Genomic DNA, 22572 nt, shown 5'->3' on the forward strand with positions numbered 1-22572 from the left:
CTATCAGTCCTGTAAAAAACCAGGTAAAAAGTGCAGTGGCAGCTGCAAGTGCGGCTGATGGATTGTTTAAATACTCAAAGAAAAGAGTAGACTCATATAAATTATTGAGTGTTTAAATACATTCATTTATCTGGAGCAATCTTACACTACGAATGCTTTAGAATATGAGAAACAATGGGTTTGTAAAATGCTACATAATATTCTGTTACGGCGGAATAACTTTATCATAGCGATAGAAATAAATTATCTCACTTGTATTGACAAGTTAATACATATCGCTTATCTTATCATTGAAATAACTAAAAACATAACAACTGAATCATGTTGGACTTTTTATATCAACCGTGGCCCTGGTATGTGGCCGGCCCGATTATCGGGTTGACCGTTCCCATTCTGTTGCTTTTAGGCGGCAAGATGTTTGGTGTATCGGCAAACCTTCGTCACGCTTGTGCGGCTTGTAATTTTGGCAACGTAGAATTTTTCAATTACGACTGGAAAAAAGCCGGTAAATGGAACTTTACGTTTCTTATAGGAACAGTAGTGGGTGGATTTTTAGGCGGGTATGTGTTTGCGAATCCTGAACCGATTCAATTGGCTGCTTCAACAATAACAGATCTGCAGGCACTGGGTATTCAGGACTTTAACGGTCTTGTGCCGAACGACCTTTTTGCCTGGGATATGCTTGGCTCCGGTGTTGGACTCACCGTGCTGGTTCTCGGAGGATTTCTGGTCGGATTTGGAGCCAGATATGCCGGAGGTTGTACTTCGGGTCACGCTATATCAGGATTGTCCGATCTGCAGCTCGCATCATTGATCGCTGTGATCGGATTCTTTATCGGCGGCCTGATCATGACATTCTTTATCTATCCAATCATATTGGGATAACTATAAAAGATTAGAAAATGAAATTTACAGAGTATTTAAAGTATTTATTGATTGGCACAGGCTTTGGTTTTGTACTGGTGAAATCGGAGGTTGTATCCTGGTTTAGAATTCAGGAGATGTTCCGATTCGATTCCATTCATATGTATGGAATTATTGGACTGGCAATAATCGTGGGTATCATTTCTATTCAGATCATAAAGAGAAAGAATATGAAAGATACTGACGGTAACCCGATTTCTATTCCGCCCAAAGATGCATCGCAGGTAACAAGATATATTGTTGGCGGATCTATATTTGGATTGGGATGGGCGCTTTTAGGTGCATGCCCGGGGCCGATGTTCGCGCTTCTTGGTAGCGGATTGACTATAATGGTAATTCCAATTCTTGCAGCACTGGTAGGGACTTATACATATGGATTGGTAAGAGACAAAATACCGCATTAATCAAACCTCCCCTCTTGAGAGGGGATTGAGGGGTGTGTTAAATACAATTATAAATTTATGCATTATTCTTTAATCAGAAGTGCGTAGAACACACCCCTGATTGTTACGCTGAACGCTTCACAATCTGTCCCCTCTCGAGAGGGGAGGAATTATACAAGAATATTTAAACACGAAAACAACAAAGGTAAACAGACATGTATTTCAAACAATTCTTTGATGAAAAATTGGCACAATATGCATACCTGGTAGGGTGCCAGGCGAACGGTACCGCTGTGATTATTGATCCTATGAGAGATATCGATCACTATATCGATCATGCAGCGAACCAGAACTTAACCATCACCGCTGCTGTGGATACACATATCCACGCCGACTTTATTTCAGGTCTTCGCGAATTCGCAGAACGCGGCGTAAAAGTTTACGCATCTGACGAGGGTGACAAAGACTGGAAATATGAGTGGTTAAAAAACAGCGATTATGATTACGAATTCCTGAATGACGGCGATGAGTTCAAAATCGGTAATATCACGATCAAGGCGTGGCACACACCGGGACACACTCCCGAGCACCTCAGCTATTTCGTAACTGATGGAGCCGCAGCGGATGAGCCAATGGGAGTTGCTACCGGCGACTTTGTATTTGTAGGTGATGTTGGCCGTCCCGACTTGCTGGAATCTGCTGCCGGACAGAAAGATGTGATGGAGCCATCAGCCCGAACGCTTTTCGGTTCCGTGGAAGAGTTCAAAAAAATGCCTGAATATATGCAGATCTGGCCTGGACACGGTGCAGGAAGCGCGTGCGGGAAGGCTTTGGGCGCCATTCCGGAATCAACCGTTGGCTATGAGCTGCGTTACAACAATTCGCTTAAATCGGCATCTTCCGAAGATAATTTTGTGAAATTCATACTGGAAGGTCAGCCTGAGCCGCCGCTCTATTTTGCACGTATGAAGCGTGACAACAAAATTGGTCCGGCACTGATTGGCGGTCTTCCGCAGCCAAAACGACTTACTCTGAATGAGCTGAGAGGTCTGGTGGGTAAAGATGAACCGGTCATTCTCGATACAAGAGATAAAGAGGACTATTCTGCCGGACATATTCCCGGCTCGCTGCTCTCTCCACTCAACAAGCAGTTCAACACCGTTGCGGGATCCTACATAACAGAAGATGAAAAGATCTATCTGGTTGTGAGCGAGCATCAGCTTACTGAAGCCGTTCGCGACCTCTACAGAATTGGTCTGGACAACGTTGTAGGTTATGTAACTCCAAGAGATATTCTGATGTACAAAGATCAGGGTGGCGAGATGGAGAAACTTGAAGTTGTGAAGTTTGAAGACGTCGAAAACCCGGACAGCAATGAACTGGTGGTTGACGTCAGAAAAGCATCTGAATTTGAAGTGTCTCACGTTGATGGTGCAGTAAACTTTGCGCACACAAGGCTATTGCCGAATAAAGAGAACATCCCTTCAGATAAGAAACTCTATCTGCACTGCATGACAGGCGGGCGTTCTGCTGTAGCTTCAGCATTTCTGAAGAGAAACGGTTTCGACGTCGCTCTTATCGATGACGATTTCGAAAAATATATGAGCAAAGTTAAAGCTTAACATAAGAGATCAAGAAAATGGCCGGCAGCTTAGAGTTGTCGGCCTTTATTACTCAAGTGAGGAATTTGAAAACACATATCAAAAATTTTGTGCCTTTAGCAGATACGCTCAGTTCGTATAATAAAAGCGTATTCAAGGGAGATCTAAATGCCGGAATCACCGTTGGCATAATGCTTATTCCGCAGGGAATGGCGTATGCTATACTTGCGGGTCTTCCACCGGTTTACGGACTCTATGCTTCAATTATACCGTTATTAATTTATGCGCTTTTTGGTACTTCGAGGCAGCTGGCTGTAGGTCCGGTAGCCATGGTTTCACTGCTTGTGGTTGCGGGAGTCGGTGAATTTGCTGAAGTGGGGAGTGCACGATTTATTCAGTTAGCCATTCTAACCGCACTTGGCGTTGGACTGGTGCAATTTTTGATGGGAATATTCCGGATGGGATTCCTGGTAAATTTTCTATCACATCCGGTTCTGAGCGGATTTACATCAGCCGCGGCGTTGATCATTGGTGCCAGTCAGATCAAAAACTTAACAGGCCTGGAATTGCCCAGATCCAATCAGGTACAGGAAATTGTAATAGAAACAATCAGACGATTCACGGAAATTGAACCGATCACAGCCGCCATTGGTATCGGTTCAATAGCTGCGATTATTCTGATAAGAAAATGGAAGCGAACATTTCCTTCAGCGCTGGTTGTGGTTGTTGTTGGAACGGCAGTTACGGCCCTGCTTGGCTTGAACCAGCACGGAGTAGCTATCGTGGGCGATATTCCCACAGGTCTGCCATCATTCAGTCTTGAGTTTTTGAACCTGTCGGATGCACGAATTCTGATCCCTATAGTTTTGATTATCTCTTTGGTTAGCTACATGGAGTCGATTGCTGTGGCAAAGGCAATTGCAAACAAACACGGATATAAAGTGGATGCCAATCAGGAATTGGTGGCTTTGGGTGCCGCCAATATCGGGGGAGCATTTTTTCAGGCTTTCCCTACAACGGGAGGTTTTTCCAGAACAGCTGTTAATGATCAATCCGGCGCCAACTCTACAGTTGCATCCATCATCAGTGCTGTTGATTATTGCACTGACCGTTCTCTTTTTAACTCCGCTCTTTTACTATCTGCCAAGTGCTGTACTGGCTGCGATTATTATGGTGGCTGTGTCCGGTCTGTTTGACGCTGCGGAAATGAAACACCTCTGGAAAACAGATAAGCGGGATTTGGCGATGTTGCTGGTTACGTTTATTGCAACACTTGTATTGGGAATTGAAGAGGGTATAGCTATTGGCGTTGTGCTTTCACTGATTTTGGTGATCTACAGCAGCACAAAGCCTCATAGTGCGGAACTCGGCCGGTTGGGAGAGACGCGGAATTACCGAAATATAGACCGGTATATCGATGCGAAAATTAATGATGAGATACTGATTTACCGGTATGATTCATCACTCTACTTTGCAAATGTGGAGCATTTTCAGGAAACACTCTTTTCAAAAATTGAACAGCGAGGTGAAAAGCTGGAACTAGTCATCCTGGATGCATCAGCCATTCATACCATTGACTCTACGGGCATTCATGCTCTGAATGAAATCGTCAAAGATCTGAAGCAGAGAGGGATCACGTTTTTTATAGCCGGAGCGATCGGGCCGGTACGGGATAAACTGAAAACGTGCGGTATTCAGGAATCAATGGGGCAGGAGAATTTCTTTTTTGATGTGTCGGATGCGGTTGCTTGCTACAAAGAAACACCGGAGCGAATCAGGAAAACATTTTCTCCATGTCAGACCAATGTCTAGAGGTAATAATGAAGAAACTTAAGATCTAAAGAGAAAAGATTCAGAGATATGGAAACTGAGATTATCATCGTATTGACCATCATGGCATTTACCATCTTTATGCTGATCACGGAGATTGTCAGGATAGATGTTACGGCCATTATCACCATGCTCGCCCTGAGCTGGACCGGGATCTTAACGACGGAGGAAACGCTGTCGGGCTTTTCAAGTAACGCGGTGGTAGCGATGATTGCCGTGATGATTCTGGGAGAGGGAATTGCCAAAACCGGGATGATGTCGCGATTTTCGAAATGGCTGCTTAAACGAGTAGGAACCAAAAAGTCATCCGTGCTGGGATCGCTCTCGCTCTCGGTGGGTACGCTATCAGGTGTAATACAAAATATTGGCGCCGCCGCGCTGTTTTTACCAAGCATCATAGATATAGCTCGCCGAATTAAGATATCGGCATCAGTGCTTATTATGCCGATTGGGTTCGCGGCCATTATCGGAGGTACACTTACCATGGTAGGTTCGGGTCACCTGATTTTGACCAACGATCTGCTCGAAAGTGCCAATCTGGAACCATATGGACTTTTTGCCGTAACTCCGGTTGGAATCGCGCTTTTGCTTGCAGCCATCATTTTCTTTGTGGTATTGGGTAAATACTTTCTGCCACAGGATACATCAGGCGGTGAAGTAGGTCTGACAGAGCAGGAAAAAATTGTGGATGCGTTTAGCCTGAATAAAGATATCCGCTATTTCAGGGTTGAGAACAACTGTAAGGCTATTGGTAAAAAAATTGAAGAGACCGGAATCTGGAAGGAGTATCGGATTAATATTTTGGCACTGAAAGATTCCGGAGGAAAGGATACCAAGTATGCACCCTGGAGAGAAACCCAGATCAAACAGGGAGACATTATGGCTCTCTACGGAGAAACAGATGATCTCAATCGCTACGTGGATGATCACAATCTTTCAGAGACCGAAGACGATCAGATTTTTGAAGGCATTGATGATCCCGAAGAGTCCGGCTTTGTTGAAGTGATTGTGCCACCCCGGTCGGATCTTGTCGGACAGACGATCCGGGAGTTTTCCATGAGAAAACGCTATGCCGTGGAGCCGATCATGCTGTTCAGTAAAGGCGAAAAGGTAACGGGAGATTTTTCAGATCATAAGATCCAGCCGGGTGATACATTTATAATCTACGGCCCATGGAATAATATAAAAGAGTTGCAGAGTACCGATCCTTTTGTTGTAGCTACGCCTATTTCGGTAGAATTAAAAGATCGCTCTAAAACCTGGCAGGCTGCAGGAAGCTTTCTGCTAGCCATTGTTCTGGCGATGTCCGGGTTTTCTATCTCCATCTCGTTTTTAACCGGCGCCCTGGTGATGGTTCTAACCAACGTGATGAACATTCAGGATGCGTACAAAGCGGTGGAGTGGAAAGTGGTTTTTCTGCTCGTCGGCTTGATTCCGCTCGGAGCTGCCATGCAGAATAGCGGTACAGCGGAGTTTCTGGCTGAAAATGTAATGAGCGTTATTGAAGGAAGTCACCTGCTGGTGCTGTTGTTTACCGTGGGAATCTTATCAACCGGATTTTCACTGGTGATGTCGAATGTAGGAGCTGTAGTAGTGTTGGCGCCGCTGGTTGTGGGAATTGGTGCATTGGCCGGTGTTGATCCAAGGCCGTTGGTATTGTTGGCAGCTGTGAATGCCGGTAACTCATTTGTGCTTCCAACGCATCAGGTAAACGCCCTGATGATGTCGGCCGGGGGCTACAAAACCAAAGACTATTTCAAAGCCGGCGGGGGTATGACGATCGTATTCTTGGTTGTTTCCGTGATGTTCTTTTACTACACCTTCTTTTAAAATTGAAGATAAAATTGTTTTGCATTATTAGCTATCAAGTTCCCCCTTTGAAGGGGGAATGAGGGGGATGATCAGAAACGCGGAAGAAATACCCGTTGCCCTTTCGGTAATGTTTTTACTTATAATTCTGTTTGCTATAAACAGGTAGTAACTGACAATTTTAGGTCGCTTTGGACAGTCGAATTAATTGCCTTTATAGTGTAGAGTTAAAACGAACACATAAAGAATAAACGCCACTAAGGCATACAAAGAGTATTAATCGTAACAATTGGAATCGTAATTACAGGAATTATCATGTTTAGTTTTTTATCTCGATCAAATGGCATTGATATCAGTGCCGAAGAGTTCAAAGAAAAACTGGAAGAGGAGAGAGGAGTTGTGATTGATGTCCGCTCCAAAATGGAGTACAGTCAAGGTCATCTCAAAACATCCGATCAACAGATCGATTTTAATGCCGGCGAGTTTCACGATAAAGTGGATTCCCTGGATAAGGATAAAACCTACTATCTCTACTGCCGATCAGGCAACAGAAGCGGACAAGCTGCGCGCCTGATGAAGAGTAAAGGATTCGAAAATGTCTTCAACATCGGCGGATTCGATGCACTTGCCAACAGCGGTTTGGAAACTGAGAAATAAACTCCGTCGGACCGCTTTAGTTGGTCAGACGGATAATGATGATTGATTTTAGCATTCGTGGCACGACTTCGAGTCGTAAAGCCGCTTAAATAATTTAGTTTTTTTCTTCAGACTCACCCTATTTCCCTCTCTATCAAATAGAGAGGGATTCAATGTCTAAATTATTTAAGCTCATTTACATGAACATTCACGTTTTGAACAGATTAAGTTGAATTAAAATCAAAAAAACTTAGATAACCATGGACTTAAGCATACCCAAGAAAGAACTCGAAGAGATCGAATCAGCCATTCAAAGCGATGAGAGCGTGGTTGGCATCGACGCCAAGAAAACGCACGTAATCATTATTCACATGCTGCACCAAATTCAGCAAAAGCTGGATGATCTGGAAAGCAGAATTGAGAAGCTGGAGAAGTAGTCGCTTCGTCAGACCGCTCCGCGCGGTCTAACGGGTACGTCTTCAAGGCCGAGGGACGTATGTGATTCTACATTTGATTAGACATTCTGCTCAACGTCCTGAGGTATTTCTTGTTCCGTACCTACGGCACGGTTGAATATGTTTCCCAATTTGCTGTTCTACCCATATGTCGTCTCTGACGAGAAGATGTAAAATTTGGGCTAGCTCAAGTTCCGCAAAATGGAGGTGTAGTGGCTACAAAATAAGTTTCATTTAAAAGTGATTAAAATAGTTCATGTCATACCTTTTTAGATGCAAACCTTCTTTTTGCCGGTCATTCCTGCTTTAGCATGTTTGAAGCAGTAATTCATACAAAAAATGAATGGCGTTCACCTTTTAAGGGATGAAACCAGCCCCGTTTCGGGGCGGCATATCCGTAGCCCCACAGGTTCACAACGTGAATCTGTGGGGTAGAGAAAGAGGCCGATATTCACAGGAGCACCGTAGGTGTGGCATGTTTCGAATTCTGAATTCAATCTCAATTGTAAAATCAACCCATATATTCCGCACCTACGGTGCTTCTATGTTCGGGTTTGCCCTTTGCCCCATGGCCAACGCTTTGCGCTGACCATGGGCTACGGACATGACGCACCTCTGGTGCTTGGTTTTTGTCAGGTGCATATCTCAACTCCTGATGGTGTGATCGTCTAGCAAGGCTACGGATATGGCGTCCCGTAGCAGGACTTTTGTAGCATTTCATTAGGGATTAAGAATCGAGCTCAGGTCAGGGGCTAAAATTTGAAATCCCAAAGAATAACCTTGTCCAGTTAGGGACAAAATATGGGTAGTAATAGCAGGATACCAACAGTTTAGCGTGCCGTCAGGTACGCAACCCAAAAGCGCTGATTTTTAATAAAAAAGTCAAAATTAGATAAATCCCTTCAAAACAAGGAAGAAGAACCGGTGGTGGACTGAAATATTTTACAAAACAGTGAAAAATGAACCTGACTTGATTGAACTACCACTGCCTACCGAATCCCGAATGCTTTCGGGAGCAGGCAGGACTTGCTGAGGCTGTCCAAAAAAAACGTACTTCAATAACCGCTTAAAAAATTTAGGTTTTGTTTTCAGACTCACCCTATTTCCCTCTCTAACTAATAGAGAGGGATTTGTCGTCTAAATTATTTAAGCTCGATTACTTTTGTTTTTAGTTTTTTGACAGCCTCAAATTTTGATTCAAATTCATCACAGAATTTTAGAAAGTTCTACTTCTTCGTTGCAATCGCGCGAATAACCACCGCCTCACCCCGGTGATATTTTCCCTCCGTCAACTGCACTTCTTTCTCTTCAAACAGATCGACTTTTACACCTGTGAGAAGCGCCCGAAGCTCGTCATAATTGAAAAGCATTTCTTTCGATTTTGGACCGCCGGAATCCCTGCCAAGCTGTTTCTCGGAGTAGAGCTCCATAATCAAAATCCCGCCGCTCTTCAGGCTGTTGATGACATTCTGAAGAAATGGTTCAAAGATCTCTTTTGGGAAATGAACAAATACCAATGCAGCGGCATCGAACTCATTTTCCGGCAGTGAAATATCTTCAGCAGAAGAGACCTCATACTGAATGTTCACTCCGCTCTCTTCAGCCAAAGCCAGAGCTTTTTGTTTAGCCTCTTCGCTGTAATCGAAAGCGAAAACATCCCAGCCCCGGTTTGCCGCATAGACCGCATTTCGGCCCTCACCTTCAGCCGGCAAAAGCAGTTTGCCGGGATTCAGCCTGTCGAGCGCACGCTTGAAAAACTGATTGGGTTCCTTGCCGTAGACGTACTCCTGATCTGAATATCGTTCGTTCCAGAATTCTTTCATGATGAATGGTTGTACAAGACCTGGCAGGTTTTGAAAACCTGCCAGGTCTATGATTTGATGATCTAATTTCTATATATCAAACATACCCAAAAGAACTATTCGTTTCACCTATTCATGAAAGCTGGATCCCTTTTTCTCACGAAGCAGATCTGCCGGCTTGAACCGGTCTCCGTGTTGCTCTTGAAGTTTCTCCATACGCTCAACCATTTTCCCGGGAGTCTCACGGTCGATATACCTGAAGGGTCCGCCGAGGAACGGTGGAAAACCCAGTCCCATGATCGCCCCCAAATCGCCGTCGGTCGGACTCTCCAATATTCCCTCCTGAAGGCAGAGAACGGCCTCATTCACCATCACCATTGCCAGGCGCTGCTGGATTTCATTCCGGTCGATCGATTTTCGATTCTGTCCGCCAAAGAATCCGTAGATCTCCCGATTTACCTCTTTCTTCGAGCCGTCTTCATACTTATAAAACCCTTTCTTATTCTTTCGCCCTTTATATCCGGCATCCACCAGCTCTTTCGCTTTTTTGCTGGTTTTGGCTCCGCGCGCTTCAAATGTCTCGCTGAGCACTTCTGCCACATGAGCTCCCACATCAATTCCAACTTCATCAAACAACGCCACCGGACCGACCGGAAAGCCGAACTGTTTCATGGCCTTATCGAGTTCCTCAATATCTGCTCCCTCTTCGAGCAGCAAGAGCGCCTCATTCATGAAAGGAGCCAGAATCCGTGTGGTATAAAAGCCGGGACCGTCATTCACCACAATCACCGTTTTGCCCTGTTTGAGCCCAACTTCATAAGCGGTGGCGGTTACCCAGTCTGCTGTTTTATCTGTTTTGATGATCTCCAGAAGCGGCATTTTCTGCACAGGGGAGAAGTAGTGCATGCCGATTATGTTCTCCGGCCGATCCGCTTTGGCTGCTATATCCGTGATCGGAAGCGATGAGGTATTGGAGGCGAAGATCGTATTGTCCGATCCATGATTTTCAACCTCCTTAACGATGTTCTGCTTCAGATCGAGATCTTCAAAAACAGCTTCAATCACCAGGTCGATATGATTAAATCCGTCATATTTTTCGGTCGTGTGAATCAGGCTGGCGATTTCATCCCTCTCAAAACTCGAAAGGATATGCTTACTCACTTTTTTATCGAGATTTTTCAAAATATCTGCTTCGCCTTTCGCCGCATTTTCAAGCGTCTGATCTTTCAGCCAAACATGATATCCGTTGTCGACACTCACCTCTGTAATGCCCGATCCCATCAGACCGGCGCCCAATACAGCAATGCGTTCTACCTCTTTCGCCTGATCCTTCAGCGGATTCTTCTTGGCATCATTCATCGCAAAAAAGAGCTGAACCAGTGCTCTCGACTCAGCCGTTACGGCAAGCTCACCAAAGAGCCGGGACTCATTCTTTAAACCCTTTTCCAATCCATTTTTAAAACCGTACTCCACGCTGTCGATAATTTTGGGAGGAGCCGGGTAGTTGCCTTTGGTCCTTCCATGGGTCTGCTTGCGCGCCTGACTGAAAATGATCTTTCTGCCAATCGGATTGCCTTCCAGTATTTTTTCAAAAAATGAGCGCTTGTCGGGCTGTTTGCTCTTGCCTTTAGAAAGCTTTTGAACGGCTTTGAGTCCGGCTTCTACGATTGCGTGTTTGTGAACCACTTCATTGGCAAACCCGGTTTTTTTGGCCTGATGGGTGTACATATTTTTTCCGGTCAGCATATAGGTAAGAGACTTTTGAATACCGATCAGTCGGGGAAGACGCTGCGTCCCGCCCATTCCCGGAAGCAGGCCGAGCTGTACCTCCGGCAGCCCGATTTTCGTGGAGCTGTCATCCGATACAATTCGGTAGTGACTTGCAAGCGCGAGCTCCGTTCCCCCACCCATGCATGACCCGTTGATTCCAACCACGAACGGTTTCTTCAAATTTTCGATGCGCAGCAATATTTCATGACCCGTCCAGCTCAGTTCCGAAAGCTCTTCGGCGGTCTCCCGGGTTTTGAACATCTCGATATCTGCCCCGGCTACAAAATTGTTCTCCTTGCCACTGACCAGTACTCCGCCTTTCAGGGAATCATCCGACTCAAGCTGATCCAGAATGTCGGAGATTTCATCAATCAACGCCTCGTTCAGCTTGTTTACCTTCTCCCCGGGAGTGTCCATCGTAATAACGGCAACGTCTCCTTTTTTTTCGATCTGAAATATTTTCTCTTTGCTCATGATGGTATGGGTTTAAAATTTTACGCTTTAAAAGTCCCCTCTTGAGAGGGGAAAAGTGAGTGATAAAGGCGAAGCCGATTATCACGAGCGAGGGGTGTGTTCAGCACTTTGGCCTGGATGAAAAGTTCCGGTGCATTATCAAAGCCTTGATAACACACCCCTCAATCCCCTCTCAAGAGGGGAGGTCTACTTTCGCTCAAATAATTTAGAATTCTTATTCCGACTCACCCCTGCCTATGCCAAGGCTTCTGCAGGCAAGCTATTTCCCTCTCTATCAAATAGAGAGGGATTAAACGTCTAAATTATTTGAGCTTGATTGCTTATAAGTTTGATTTTTTGAACATCCTCATTTCTTAAATCCATTTTTAAAAAGCGTTAATTATCATCCTTCCGAATATCTTTCAATTACCATCGCATGACCCTGACCGCCGGCGGCGCAGGCTGCAATGAGTGCGTATCGGCCGTTCTCTTTGATGAGGCGGTTGGTGGCTGTGGTGACCAACCGGATTCCGGTTGCGGCAAACGGGTGCCCAATGGATAGCGATCCTCCCCAGGCATTCAGTTTATCATTCGGAACCTCACCGACTTTCTGATCACGATTCAAGCGGTTTTTGGCAAATTCATCACTGGCCAGGGCTTTAAGTACGGTCATCATCTGACCGGCAAACGCCTCATGAAATTCAAAAACATCGATGTCATCCATGGTCAGATTCATCTCATCCAGAACCTTGGGCACGGCAAAAGCGGGGCCAATCAGAAGTTCATCGCCGGGACGCTGGGCAACATAGCTGTACGCATGTAAAATCGATTTTGGCTGATATCCCCGCTCCAACGCTTTCTCTTCACTCATCACCAATGCAGCGGAGGCTCCGTCTGTCAGAAACGAAGCATTCCCTGCCGTTACGGTACCGTGCGGTTTGACAAATGCCGGACGAAGGGACTCCAGTTTTTCCATGGATGTATCGCCCCGGACGCCATTGTCTGAGTCGATCAGTTTTTCTCCTTTTTGGACCGGAACCGGATAGATCTCCTCACGCAGCTGATCCCCGGCCTGATCTGCACGATGATGAGATTGAAAAGCAAATTCATCCTGCTCCTTTCGGGTTACTCCATACTTTGCAGCCATTTTATCGCAGCTCTGTCCCATGGTTTCACCCGTGGAGAATTCCGATATGGATGGAATTTCGGGGAGCAGATCGCTCGGTCTGAGTCCCTTGAAAAACTTCAGCCAGTCCGTTGGTTTACGATATTTCTGAGTCTCCAGCAGTTTTTGTCTGAATTTCTTTCTGAACCGGATCGGGATATCGCTCATCACTTCAACACCGCCGACAATAGCACCCTCAATCTGACCCAGTTTGATGGAGTTCATGGCAGATGTCAGCGCAACATTGGAAGAGATGCACGCCATGGAGACGGTGGTTGACGGGATGTGGTCACCCAAACCGGAAGCCAGGGAAACCTCCCGCGCCACATTGCTGGTGTTGATATCCTGAATCACATTTCCATAGTAGAGATGATCGATGTGCTGCGGATTCAGTTTTGTCTGATTGACGAGTCCGGTCACGGCAAATCGTCCCAGATCGTAAGCACTAAACTTCTTGAAATCAGTTTGAGAACGAAGAAACGGAGTTCGTCCGCCATCGATAAAAACTACTTTCCGGTGTTGATTTGAGTAAGTCATGGATCAATATAAAATTGTTCTGATGAATTTAGAGACAGATTAACAGTGTTAACCTGTCTCATATATACAAAAATTTTCGGGAGGACTCCACTCGGGCTTTAGCTGTAAGAATGTTAGTTCTGTTTGCTGTTAAATCCTTATTGATAAAACTCTATTTCTTATCAAGCGAAACGGAAGATGCGTGCTTGGTCAAAATATCATCAATTAGAGCAATCTAATCAGCATAAAAAAGCTCAAATTGTTATATAAAAGATCTACTAGTAGAATCAATTGAGGAATCCAATGCGGGAAAAAGAGAATTCCGGCAGAGAGACAATTGATCTAATATCAAAAAAGGCTTTTTGGGGAGATTTAGATGCGAAGATTATTGTTTACGGTTGTGATTTTTGTAACCATTTTCACATTCAGCTGTGATACATCCACCTCACCTTTCGACGATTCTCTTCCTGATAATTACACGCTTACCACAAATGTAAACCCGGAAAATGGCGGTACAGTGACTCCCCGGGGCGGTGAATTCGTAGATGGTACGCGTATTGATTTGTTAGCCGAACCCTCCGAAGGATTTCTGTTTGAAGAGTGGCAGGGCGACTTAACGGGAAGCCAGAACCCTGCAGTGCTGTTTATCAGCCGGGACTTGAACATTACCGCTCTCTTTTCAGAGCTTCAGTTTCAGCTAAATATAAACGTGGTAGGTGAAGGATCTGTCACGCAGGAAATCATCGATCAGGAGGCTATAAAAACAGAAGGGAAAGAAAGCACACAGACTTCCTCCCCGGCTGACGTAAAGAGTGAAGGGGAGATTCAGAAAAATGATACCGGCTTACGCGACAAGAGTTCAGACGAGCTCCGTCGTCTTGATCAGCGGGACCTGGATTCGCCACAGGGTCAGTCGCAGGAGCGAGTACAGATACAGCCTCGGATGACCGCGAATCAAGTCGTGGCCACTTATCGTCTTACCGCAGAACCGGCCGAAGGTTGGGTGTTTGATCGCTGGGAGGGTGACCTGACAGGCAGTGAAAATCCGGTGGATATTGAGGTGGATGAGGATAAAAACATCACCGCGGTTTTTGTTGAAGAGAATATTGAAGAGTTTACACTTTCGGTTACTGTAACAGGGCAGGGTTCAGTGACTGCCGATCCGGATCTTACCGCCTATCCCGATGGCACAGAGGTGACACTGACCGCAACGCCGGAATCAGGATGGAGGTTTGCACGATGGCAGGGTGATCTTAATGAAACCGATAACCAGGTTACGCTGACCATGGACAGCGACAAGTCCGTAACCGCTGAATTTGAGGAAGAGGGATCAGCAGAGTTCACAATTTCCACGCAGCCGGGTGAAACCACGGCGGGAACGGAAATTTCACCCGCGCCTGCCGTTACGCTGCTCGACGGTTTCGGAGAACCGGTAAGCGGGGTTACGGTAACAGTATCCCTGAATCAAAATAATTTTACCCCGGGCAGTACAGTTGATGCGAATACCGATACCAACGGAATTGCGTCATTTCCCAACCTGGTTATCAACGTCGCAGCGAGCGATTACAGGCTTACGTTTGATCCGGAAGGGGATGAGCTGCCAACACTGAACTCGAACCTTTTTGAGGTGACTTCTGCAGCCGCCTCAGCAGGCAATACAACCGCAGAGGTTCCCGATGGTGTTGCCGGTGAGCTTACTGAACTTGAAATAAATGTGCGCGATCAATTTGGAAACGGGGTTGAAGGAGCGGCTTCCGGACTCTCTGTTGAGGTGGTTTCAGGTGATAATACGGGAGCTTCATTTGAGACTATTACTGATGAGGGCAACGGCTTATACACAACAGGATATACCCCGACATCCAGTGGTTCCGATCAAATTGAAATATTGCTGGGCAGTTCGGCCATTTCCGGAAGCCCGTTTACGAGCAGTGTAATCACAAGTTCGGTGAGTTCAGCGAACTCTTCGGTAGCAGCTGATCCCACAGAACTGGAAGTTGGAAACAGCTCCGTTCTGACCATTACACTCCGCGATAACCTGGATAACCCGGTTACGGGGATGGAAGAAGAGATAGAGATATCTGGTCTGGGGACTGCATCAGCCGGTACAATTACTGAAGATGGAACATCAGGTGTCTACACCACGAATATCAGCAGTACTACGGCCGGGTCTATTATTCTTACAGTAGTTGCCGAGTCAGTTACCCTTTCACAAAAACCGGAAATTACCTTCCTTGCCGGCGATGCCGATGAAATCGCAATTCAATCCGGTAACAATCAAACCGGAACCGTGGCTCAGCCGCTCGACAATCCTTTTACAGTCCGGGTTACAGATCAGTTCGGAAACCCCGTTGAAGGGCATAATGTGACGTTTGAAATTACAAATACACCACCGGCTGCAGTAGGTCAGAGCTTAAGTGAAGAGTCTGTTGTTACCAACAGCGGTGGAGAGGCTTCTTCAACTCTTACCCTGGGAACAACACCGGGAACGTACGAAGTTACAACAACGGCCGGTGCTGCCGGTGAAGTGACTTTCACTGCCACAGCCGAGTTAGGTGCAGTTTCAGATCTCTCTGTATTACTGCAGCCATCTGAAACTGTAGCCGGTTCAAGCATTTCTCCTGCTCCGCAGGTTGAAGTAACAGATGCCGCCGGTAATCCGATTGAAGGAGTGGATGTTTCCGTAGCTGAACAAGGTGGATATCTGTTCGATTCCGGAACACTAACCGTAACCAGCAACAGTTCGGGTATTGCCGAATTTGATGACCTGGTAATTGAAACTGCAGGTACTGATTACACACTGGTATTTAGTGCCGATGCTTCCGGAGTAGACGATGCAACATCGAATCCATTTGATATAACAGCTGCAGAAGCCGATGCCGGAAATACAACAGCAACTGTGCCTGATGGTGCAGCAGGAGAACCAACCACGATCACCATAAACGTACAGGATACTTTTGATAATCCTGTGAGTGGAGTCGCAGGAGATCTGTCCGTAACGGTTACGGGAGATAACAGCGCTTCGCCATCTGTAAGCGAGACAGGCACTACCGGTGAGTATACGGCAATCTATACCCCGGAAAATGCAGGTACGGATGATATCTCAATTGCACTGCAGGGTACTCCGATCCAGGGCAGCCCGTTTACAAGCGAAGTAACCGTAAGTGATATCAGTGCATCTGTATCCACCGTATCGGCAACACCTTCTGAATTGGTTGTGGGCAACGCTTCTACGATAACTGTTGAACTTCGTGATGGAAGCAACAATCCGATTGGCGGATTGAACAACGCTGATTTTAGTATCGATGTATCAGGGAATGCGTCTGTGGGATCCATTAGTGAATCCGTATCCGGAACCTACGAGTTTAATGTGAACAACACGACGGCTCAGCAGGTCACGGTTACGGTAACAGCACAAGGGGTAACTCTTGATGACACCCCTGCAATTACGTTTGTTGCAGGAACGGCGTCTCAGATAACCATCACCTCACAACCGGCTGAGACGGTTGCGGGTGAACCGGTAGCGGGCACGCCGGCCATATTGCTCAGGGATTCCTTTAATAATCCTGTACCCGATATTGACGTTACCATCTCCGAGCAGGGCGGTCAGGAATTTGTGGGAGGAGACTTAACCGTTTCTACGAATTCATCCGGTATTGCTGCGTTTGAAAATGCAGTGATCACAGATGCCGGCAGATATAATATTGTTTTCACGGCGGCCGGCGGGCTGGTCATCACTTCCAATGCTTTTGACGTAATTCCAGCTGCTGCGGACCCGGCTTCCACGACAGCTTTGGTACCCAACGGAGCGGCCGGTGATGTAACAGATATTACGATTACAGTTAATGATGAATTCGGCAACCGGGTAAGCGGAGAGGCCGGAAATCTGTCAGTTACGGTTAGCGGGGCCAATGCGGGTGCCTCAGTAAATACGATAACCGATGATGGGAATGGTGTTTACACAACCGGTTATACGCCGGAAAGTACCGGTACAGATCAGATCAGTATTGAACTGAATGGTACGGCCATTGCCGGCAGTCCATATTCAAGCGATGTGATTACAAGCGATGCGGATGCTGTAGAAGTTACAACACAGCCTCAGGAGACTGTAGCCGGCCAGGTGATCGTCGGGCCGCCGTCTGTTTTGGTAACGGATAACCTCGCAAATCCTGTTGAAGGTGTTGAAGTGGTCGTATCTCTGCAGGGCGGTACTATTGCCTCCGGTACAACCACGTTGCTGACGGATGGATCCGGAATCGCCGAATTTAATGACCTGACTGTTAACGAATCCGGAAACTATTCTCTTGAATTTAATGCGATCGGTGTTACCGATAATGCTGTATCTGATCTTTTTGATGTCGTGCCTGCCGCTGCATCGTCCATAAATCTTGTATCAGGAAATAACCAGTCGGGTGTTGTTACGGAAACCCTCAGTGAACCCTTCGTTGTCAGAGTCACCGACTCATTTGGCAATCCTGTTCAGAATGAAACTGTTGAATTTGAAATAACGAATTCACCTGCGGGAGCTTCAGGGGAGATGTCTGAGCCAGGAGATAGTTCAAACGGATGCATCCGGCGAAGCCTCTTCTATACTGACACTGGGAACCATTGCGGGATCGTACACGGTTTCAGCAGCCCTTAGCGGGGTTGGTTCTGTGTCCTTTACGGCTAATGCAGCTGCAGGCAGTGCAACGGACTTTGAGTTTAATACAATCACCAGCCCGCAGACGGCCGGTCAAGCTTTCTCAATTACAATTGAGGCAACGGATTCGCAGGGTAATATTGCTACCGGCTACGCAGGGACACCTGAACTCAGTACAACAGCAGGAACCATCACTCCGGCCACAGCGACCTTCAGCAGCGGACAGGTAACACTGGACGTTACCGTTAGCGAAGCGGGAACAGGTCAGACCATCACGGCAACCGATGGAACCGTCACAGGCACATCCAATACCTTTGATGTGCAGAGCGGCGGCGTGGATGCGGACAACTCAACCGTAGCGGCAGATCCGGCAACTCTGCAGGCAGGAAATGCTTCAACGGTGACCATTGACCTTCGCGATGGCAGCAACAACCCGGTCAGCGGCCTCACCGATACAGACTTTACCATCGGACTGACGGGATCAGCGACGGACGGAACCGTGACAGAAGGCTACGGCAGGCACTTATTCGTTTAGTGTAGATAATACCGTGGCAGAATCCGTGACGGTAACGGTAGCTGCCAGACGGCGTTACGCTCGACTGATAGCCCGTCCATCACCTTTACCGCTGCTGCTGCAAATCTTGCAAATACCGTGGGTGTTGTTCCAAATGGTATTGCCGGTAATACAACGAATATATCCATAACCCTTGAAGACGAATTTAATAATCCTGTAAGCGGAGCGGCCGGGCAGCTGGACGTTACAGTCAGCGGCGCCAACTCAGATACTCCTGCTGTAAGTGAATCAGGAACGCCCGGTGAGTATACGTCAAGTTATACTCCAACCAGTACCGGAACAGACAATATTGAGATTACCCTGAACGGATCTCAAATTCCCGGTAGTCCGTTCACCAGTGAAGTAACAACCAGTGATATCAGTGCCTCCGTTTCCAACGTTACTGCAAATCCCGCCACACTGCAGGCGGGCAACAGTTCGACGGTTACGGTTGAAGTCAGGGATGGAAGCAATAATCCGATTGGCGGACTGGATAATCTCTGATTTCACGATAAGCGAAAGCGGAGATGATATATCCGGTACTGTGAGTGAAATAAGTACTGGCACCTACCAGTTTACGGTACAAAATGAAACTGCAGAAAGACTAGTTCAACGGTAACCGTAACCGTTGCAGGTGTTACACTTGATGATGCTCCTGAAATTACATTCGAAGCCGGAGATGTGGCTCTTGTGGCAATACCTGATCAGCCGGGAACCACTGTGGCCGGAGAATTTATTGCAGGGCCTCCAAAGGCAAGACTGCTGGATGAGTTTGACAACAGGGTAACCGGTGTGGAAATAACCGTATCGGAACAGAGTGAGTCAGATCATTTGCAGGCGGTACACTTACATTAACTTCAAACTCATCGGTGAGAAGCTACATTTAGTGATCTGGTGATCAATCAGGCTAGGTAGTTATAACCTGGTATTTACAGCATCCGGACAGGTAGGTATCATCCGTTGCTTTTGACGTAATACCAGCACGCGCCCGAGCCGGCGCCAACCACGGCATCCGGTTCCCAACGGTTCTGCCGGGGATCAAACGGATATTACGATCACGGTTGAAGATGAATTTGGAAATCGAGTTAACTGGTGAGGCCGATAACCTGTTGTGGACAGTGTCAGTGGTGCCAATGACGGTGCAACCGTTAAATCCGATTAGTGATGACGGTAACGGCATTGATACAACCGGTTACACTCCCAACAACAGCAGGTACAGATGAAATTGCCATTACGCTTGACTGGCGATGGCGATTGTCCGGCAGTCCCTATACCAGTAATGTGATCACAAGTGATGCAGAAAATGTGAGCGTAGGATACACAGCCTACGACAGACGATAGCAGGTCAGCCGATTGCAGGGCCTCCTGCTGCACTTGTGACCGATAACCTCTCCAAGTCGCGGTATCAGGTGTTGAAGTTATTGCGGGACTGCAGAGTGGAAACTTCGATAGCGGAACAGCTTCTGCTGAATTACCGACGGCAGTGGTATCGCTATCCTTCAGCGACCTGGTGATCAACACGGCCGGTGCCTACATCATGGAATTTAACGCCGTAGGTGTGTCTGAAGATGCTGTTTCCCAGGAATTTGATGTGTATTCCGGCGGCTGCTTCTGAAACGGTTTCCGTTTCCGGCGATAATCAAACCGGGTACGGTTGCTAGCCGATCTGGCTGAGCCATTTGTGATTCGGGTTGAAGACACATTTGGCAATCCGTGAAGTGGCCATACGGTAGATTTTGCAGTCGATCGAGACTCCCGCCGGTGCAGCAGGGCAGGCACTGAGTGTAACGAATACCGACAACGGATGGCGTCAGGAGAAGCTTCAACACTGCTTACGCTCGGGAACCGATAGCGGAACCTATACGGCGAACGCCGATGCCGGTACGGCAGGATTGGTGGTATTTACAGCAACCGCGGAGCCGGGTGCAGCCGATAGTTTCGGTATTCAGTACGATCTCAACTCCACAGATCAGCGGGACAGCCATTCAGCATTACGATTGAGGCGCAGGATGAATTTGAGAACCGCGCTACCGGATATTCCGGTTCGCCCGGCCTGTCCACAACAGCGGGAACCATCACTCCGGCCACAGCGACCTTCAGCAGCGGACAGGTAACGCTGGATGTATCCGTAAGCGAAGCGGGAACAGATCAAACCATCACGGTGACCGATGGAACCATCACAGGCACATCCAATACCTTTGATGTGCAAAGCGGCGGCGTGGATGCGGATAACTCAGCGGTGACGGCAGATCCGGTAACTCTGCAGGCGGGAAGCGCGTCTACTGTGACTATTGACCTGCGCGATGGCAGCAACAACCCGGTAAGCGGCCTCACCGATACAGACTTTACCATCGGGCTGACCGGTTCAGCGACAGCCGGCACGGTTTCAGAAACAGCTACAGATGGCACCTATTCCTTTGCAGTGAATAATACCGTTGCAGAATCCGTGACGGTAACGGTAGCTGCAGGCGGCGTTACGCTCACTGATAGCCCGTCCATCACGTTCACCGCTGCCGATGCGGCATCACTGGACATTCAAAGCGGGAATAACCAGACCGGAACGGTGAGTGAGGCTCTTGCCGATCCGTTTGTGGTACAGATTACCGATCAGTATGGTAATCCGGTGGAAGGAGAAACGGTGGACTTTGCCATTGATCAAGTGCCAATGGGTGCCAACGGACAAAGTTTAAGTCAGACATCGGTACAAACAGACGAGTTTGGCGAGGCATCCAACTGATTTAACTCTTGGGAGATACTCCCGGCACCTACACCGTAGATGCGTCATCCGGAACCTTGACGACTGTCACGTTCACAGCTGAGGCCCAAATTGGGGATGCTTCACAAATGACCGTAACCACCCAGCCTTCAGAAACCACAGCGGGTGAGGTAATCGCTCCGGCGCCTGCCGTTGAAGTGACGGATAACATCGGCAACCCGGTAGCAGGAATAGACGTGACCGTCAGTGAACAGGGCGGGTATGCATTTGATGCAGGAACTCTTACGGTTAGCACGGATGCTTCTGGAATAGCTTCCTTCGGTGATCTGGTAATACAGTCGGCAGACAGCTATTCCCTGGTTTTCAATGCAAATGCATCCGGAGTGGATGATGTGACTTCAAATTCGTTTAATGTAACCGCAGCAGGAGCAGAACTTGCAAATACCGTGGGTGTTGTTCCAAATGGTATTGCCGGTAATACAACGAATATAACGATAACTCTTGAAGATGAATTTAATAATCCTGTAAGCGGAGCGGCCGGGCAGCTGAACGTTACAGTCAGCGGTGCCAACTCAGATACTCCTGCTGTAAGTGAATCAGGAACGCCCGGCGAGTATACGTCAAGCTACACTCCAACCGGTACCGGAACAGACAATATTGAGATTACCCTGAACGGATCCCAAATTCCCGGTAGCCCGTTCACCAGTGAAGTAACAACCAGTGATATCAGTGCCTCCGTTTCCACCGTTACTGCAAATCCCGCCACACTGCAGGCGGGCAGCAGTTCAACCATTACCATTGAATTACGCGATGGCAGCAACAACCCGATTGGCGGACTGGTTAATTCTGATTTCACGATAAGTGAAAGCGGAGATGCTATATCCGGTACTGTGAGTGAAATAAGTACTGGCACCTATCAGTTTACGGTACAAAACGAAAGTGCAGAAATTGTTACAGTAACCGTAACTGCTGATGGCGTAACCCTTGATGACACTCCTGAAATAACATTCGAAGCCGGAGATGTGGCCCTTGTGGCAATACCTGATCAGCCGGGAACCACTGTGGCCGGAGAATTTATTGCAGGGCCTCCAAAGGCAAGACTGCTGGATGAGTTTGACAACAGGGTACCCGGTGTGGGAATAACCGTATCGGAACAGAGTGGTCAGACATTTGCCGGCGGTACACTAACTTTAACTTCGAACTCATCGGGAGAAGCTACATTTAGTGATCTGGTGATTAATGAGGCAGATAGTTATAACCTGGTATTTACAGCATCCGGACAGGTAGGTCAACCGTTGCTTTTGACGTAATACCGGCAGC

Annotated in this window: 20 protein-coding genes; 17 read left to right on the plus strand and 3 right to left on the minus strand. The window is 47.3% G+C overall.

The window, feature by feature from the left end; genetic code table 11:
* The first annotated feature begins 321 nt into the window (after window positions 1-321).
* The 8 genes from U5K35_RS01765 (at window position 322) to U5K35_RS01800 (ending at window position 7620) form a co-directional block, all read left to right on the plus strand.
* Window positions 322-885, plus strand: coding sequence for a YeeE/YedE family protein (locus U5K35_RS01765; RefSeq protein WP_322569756.1), 564 nt, complete (start codon window positions 322-324; stop codon window positions 883-885).
* A 17-nt stretch (window positions 886-902) separates the two neighbouring features.
* On the plus strand, window positions 903-1328 hold the full coding sequence (locus U5K35_RS01770; RefSeq protein WP_322569757.1) for a DUF6691 family protein: 426 nt from the start codon (window positions 903-905) through the stop codon (window positions 1326-1328).
* 194 nt (window positions 1329-1522) lie between these two features.
* Window positions 1523-2929 (plus strand): MBL fold metallo-hydrolase, encoded by a 1407-nt coding sequence (locus U5K35_RS01775; protein WP_322569758.1) that lies wholly within the window; start codon window positions 1523-1525, stop codon window positions 2927-2929.
* Between the two features lie 65 nt (window positions 2930-2994).
* Window positions 2995-4104: a SulP family inorganic anion transporter gene (locus U5K35_RS01780; RefSeq protein WP_322569759.1), complete on the plus strand. Its 1110-nt coding sequence runs from the start codon at window positions 2995-2997 to the stop codon at window positions 4102-4104.
* Window positions 3995-4720, plus strand: a complete 726-nt coding sequence (locus U5K35_RS01785) for a SulP family inorganic anion transporter (RefSeq protein ID WP_322569853.1) — start codon at window positions 3995-3997, stop codon at window positions 4718-4720. Before U5K35_RS01780 ends, U5K35_RS01785 begins: the two co-directional genes overlap by 110 nt.
* A gap of 48 nt (window positions 4721-4768) precedes the next feature.
* Window positions 4769-6568 carry an SLC13 family permease gene (locus U5K35_RS01790; protein WP_322569760.1) on the plus strand — a complete coding sequence of 600 codons (1800 nt, stop codon included), beginning with the start codon at window positions 4769-4771 and terminating at the stop codon, window positions 6566-6568.
* Between the two features lie 294 nt (window positions 6569-6862).
* Complete coding sequence (locus U5K35_RS01795; protein WP_322569761.1) at window positions 6863-7204, plus strand: rhodanese-like domain-containing protein; 342 nt, start codon at window positions 6863-6865, stop codon at window positions 7202-7204.
* A 239-nt stretch (window positions 7205-7443) separates the two neighbouring features.
* Window positions 7444-7620 carry a hypothetical protein gene (locus U5K35_RS01800; protein WP_322569762.1) on the plus strand — a complete coding sequence of 59 codons (177 nt, stop codon included), beginning with the start codon at window positions 7444-7446 and terminating at the stop codon, window positions 7618-7620.
* A gap of 1244 nt (window positions 7621-8864) precedes the next feature.
* On the opposite strand, the gene U5K35_RS01805 is transcribed toward U5K35_RS01800, so the two are convergent.
* The 3 genes from U5K35_RS01805 to U5K35_RS01815 all read right to left on the minus strand — a co-directional run bounded on the left by U5K35_RS01805 (window position 8865) and on the right by U5K35_RS01815 (window position 13365).
* Window positions 8865-9461, minus strand: coding sequence for a class I SAM-dependent methyltransferase (locus tag U5K35_RS01805; RefSeq protein WP_322569763.1), 597 nt, complete (start codon window positions 9459-9461; stop codon window positions 8865-8867).
* 108 nt (window positions 9462-9569) lie between these two features.
* On the minus strand, window positions 9570-11684 hold the full coding sequence (gene fadJ, locus U5K35_RS01810; protein WP_322569764.1) for a fatty acid oxidation complex subunit alpha FadJ: 2115 nt from the start codon (window positions 11682-11684) through the stop codon (window positions 9570-9572).
* 382 nt (window positions 11685-12066) lie between these two features.
* The gene (locus U5K35_RS01815) at window positions 12067-13365 is read right to left on the minus strand and encodes an acetyl-CoA C-acyltransferase (RefSeq protein ID WP_322569765.1); all 1299 of its coding nucleotides are present in this window, start codon (window positions 13363-13365) and stop codon (window positions 12067-12069) included.
* 355 nt (window positions 13366-13720) lie between these two features.
* Between U5K35_RS01815 and U5K35_RS01820 the strand changes: the two genes are divergently transcribed.
* From U5K35_RS01820 to U5K35_RS01860, 9 genes are all read left to right on the plus strand, one after another.
* Window positions 13721-17983 (plus strand): Ig-like domain-containing protein, encoded by a 4263-nt coding sequence (locus tag U5K35_RS01820; RefSeq protein WP_322569766.1) that lies wholly within the window; start codon window positions 13721-13723, stop codon window positions 17981-17983.
* A 13-nt stretch (window positions 17984-17996) separates the two neighbouring features.
* Complete coding sequence (locus U5K35_RS01825; protein ID WP_322569767.1) at window positions 17997-18518, plus strand: hypothetical protein; 522 nt, start codon at window positions 17997-17999, stop codon at window positions 18516-18518.
* A 117-nt stretch (window positions 18519-18635) separates the two neighbouring features.
* Complete coding sequence (locus tag U5K35_RS01830) at window positions 18636-19040, plus strand: filamin/ABP280 repeat domain-containing protein (protein ID WP_322569768.1); 405 nt, start codon at window positions 18636-18638, stop codon at window positions 19038-19040.
* Between the two features lie 177 nt (window positions 19041-19217).
* Window positions 19218-19391: a hypothetical protein gene (locus U5K35_RS01835; protein WP_322569769.1), complete on the plus strand. Its 174-nt coding sequence runs from the start codon at window positions 19218-19220 to the stop codon at window positions 19389-19391.
* A 309-nt stretch (window positions 19392-19700) separates the two neighbouring features.
* A complete protein-coding gene (locus tag U5K35_RS01840; RefSeq protein ID WP_322569770.1) occupies window positions 19701-19877 on the plus strand; it encodes a hypothetical protein in 177 nt (58 codons plus the stop codon).
* A gap of 142 nt (window positions 19878-20019) precedes the next feature.
* Entirely contained in the window at window positions 20020-20151 is a 132-nt protein-coding gene (locus tag U5K35_RS01845) for a hypothetical protein (protein ID WP_322569771.1), read from the plus strand.
* Between the two features lie 121 nt (window positions 20152-20272).
* The gene (locus U5K35_RS01850) at window positions 20273-20650 is read left to right on the plus strand and encodes a hypothetical protein (protein ID WP_322569772.1); all 378 of its coding nucleotides are present in this window, start codon (window positions 20273-20275) and stop codon (window positions 20648-20650) included.
* A 47-nt stretch (window positions 20651-20697) separates the two neighbouring features.
* The gene (locus U5K35_RS01855; RefSeq protein WP_322569773.1) at window positions 20698-21273 is read left to right on the plus strand and encodes an invasin domain 3-containing protein; all 576 of its coding nucleotides are present in this window, start codon (window positions 20698-20700) and stop codon (window positions 21271-21273) included.
* An 8-nt stretch (window positions 21274-21281) separates the two neighbouring features.
* Entirely contained in the window at window positions 21282-22562 is a 1281-nt protein-coding gene (locus U5K35_RS01860) for an invasin domain 3-containing protein (protein ID WP_322569774.1), read from the plus strand.
* The last annotated feature ends 10 nt before the right edge of the window (window positions 22563-22572 follow it).

The organism is Rhodohalobacter sp., assembly GCF_034521535.1.
In the GTDB taxonomy this organism is placed as follows: domain Bacteria; phylum Bacteroidota; class Rhodothermia; order Balneolales; family Balneolaceae; genus Rhodohalobacter.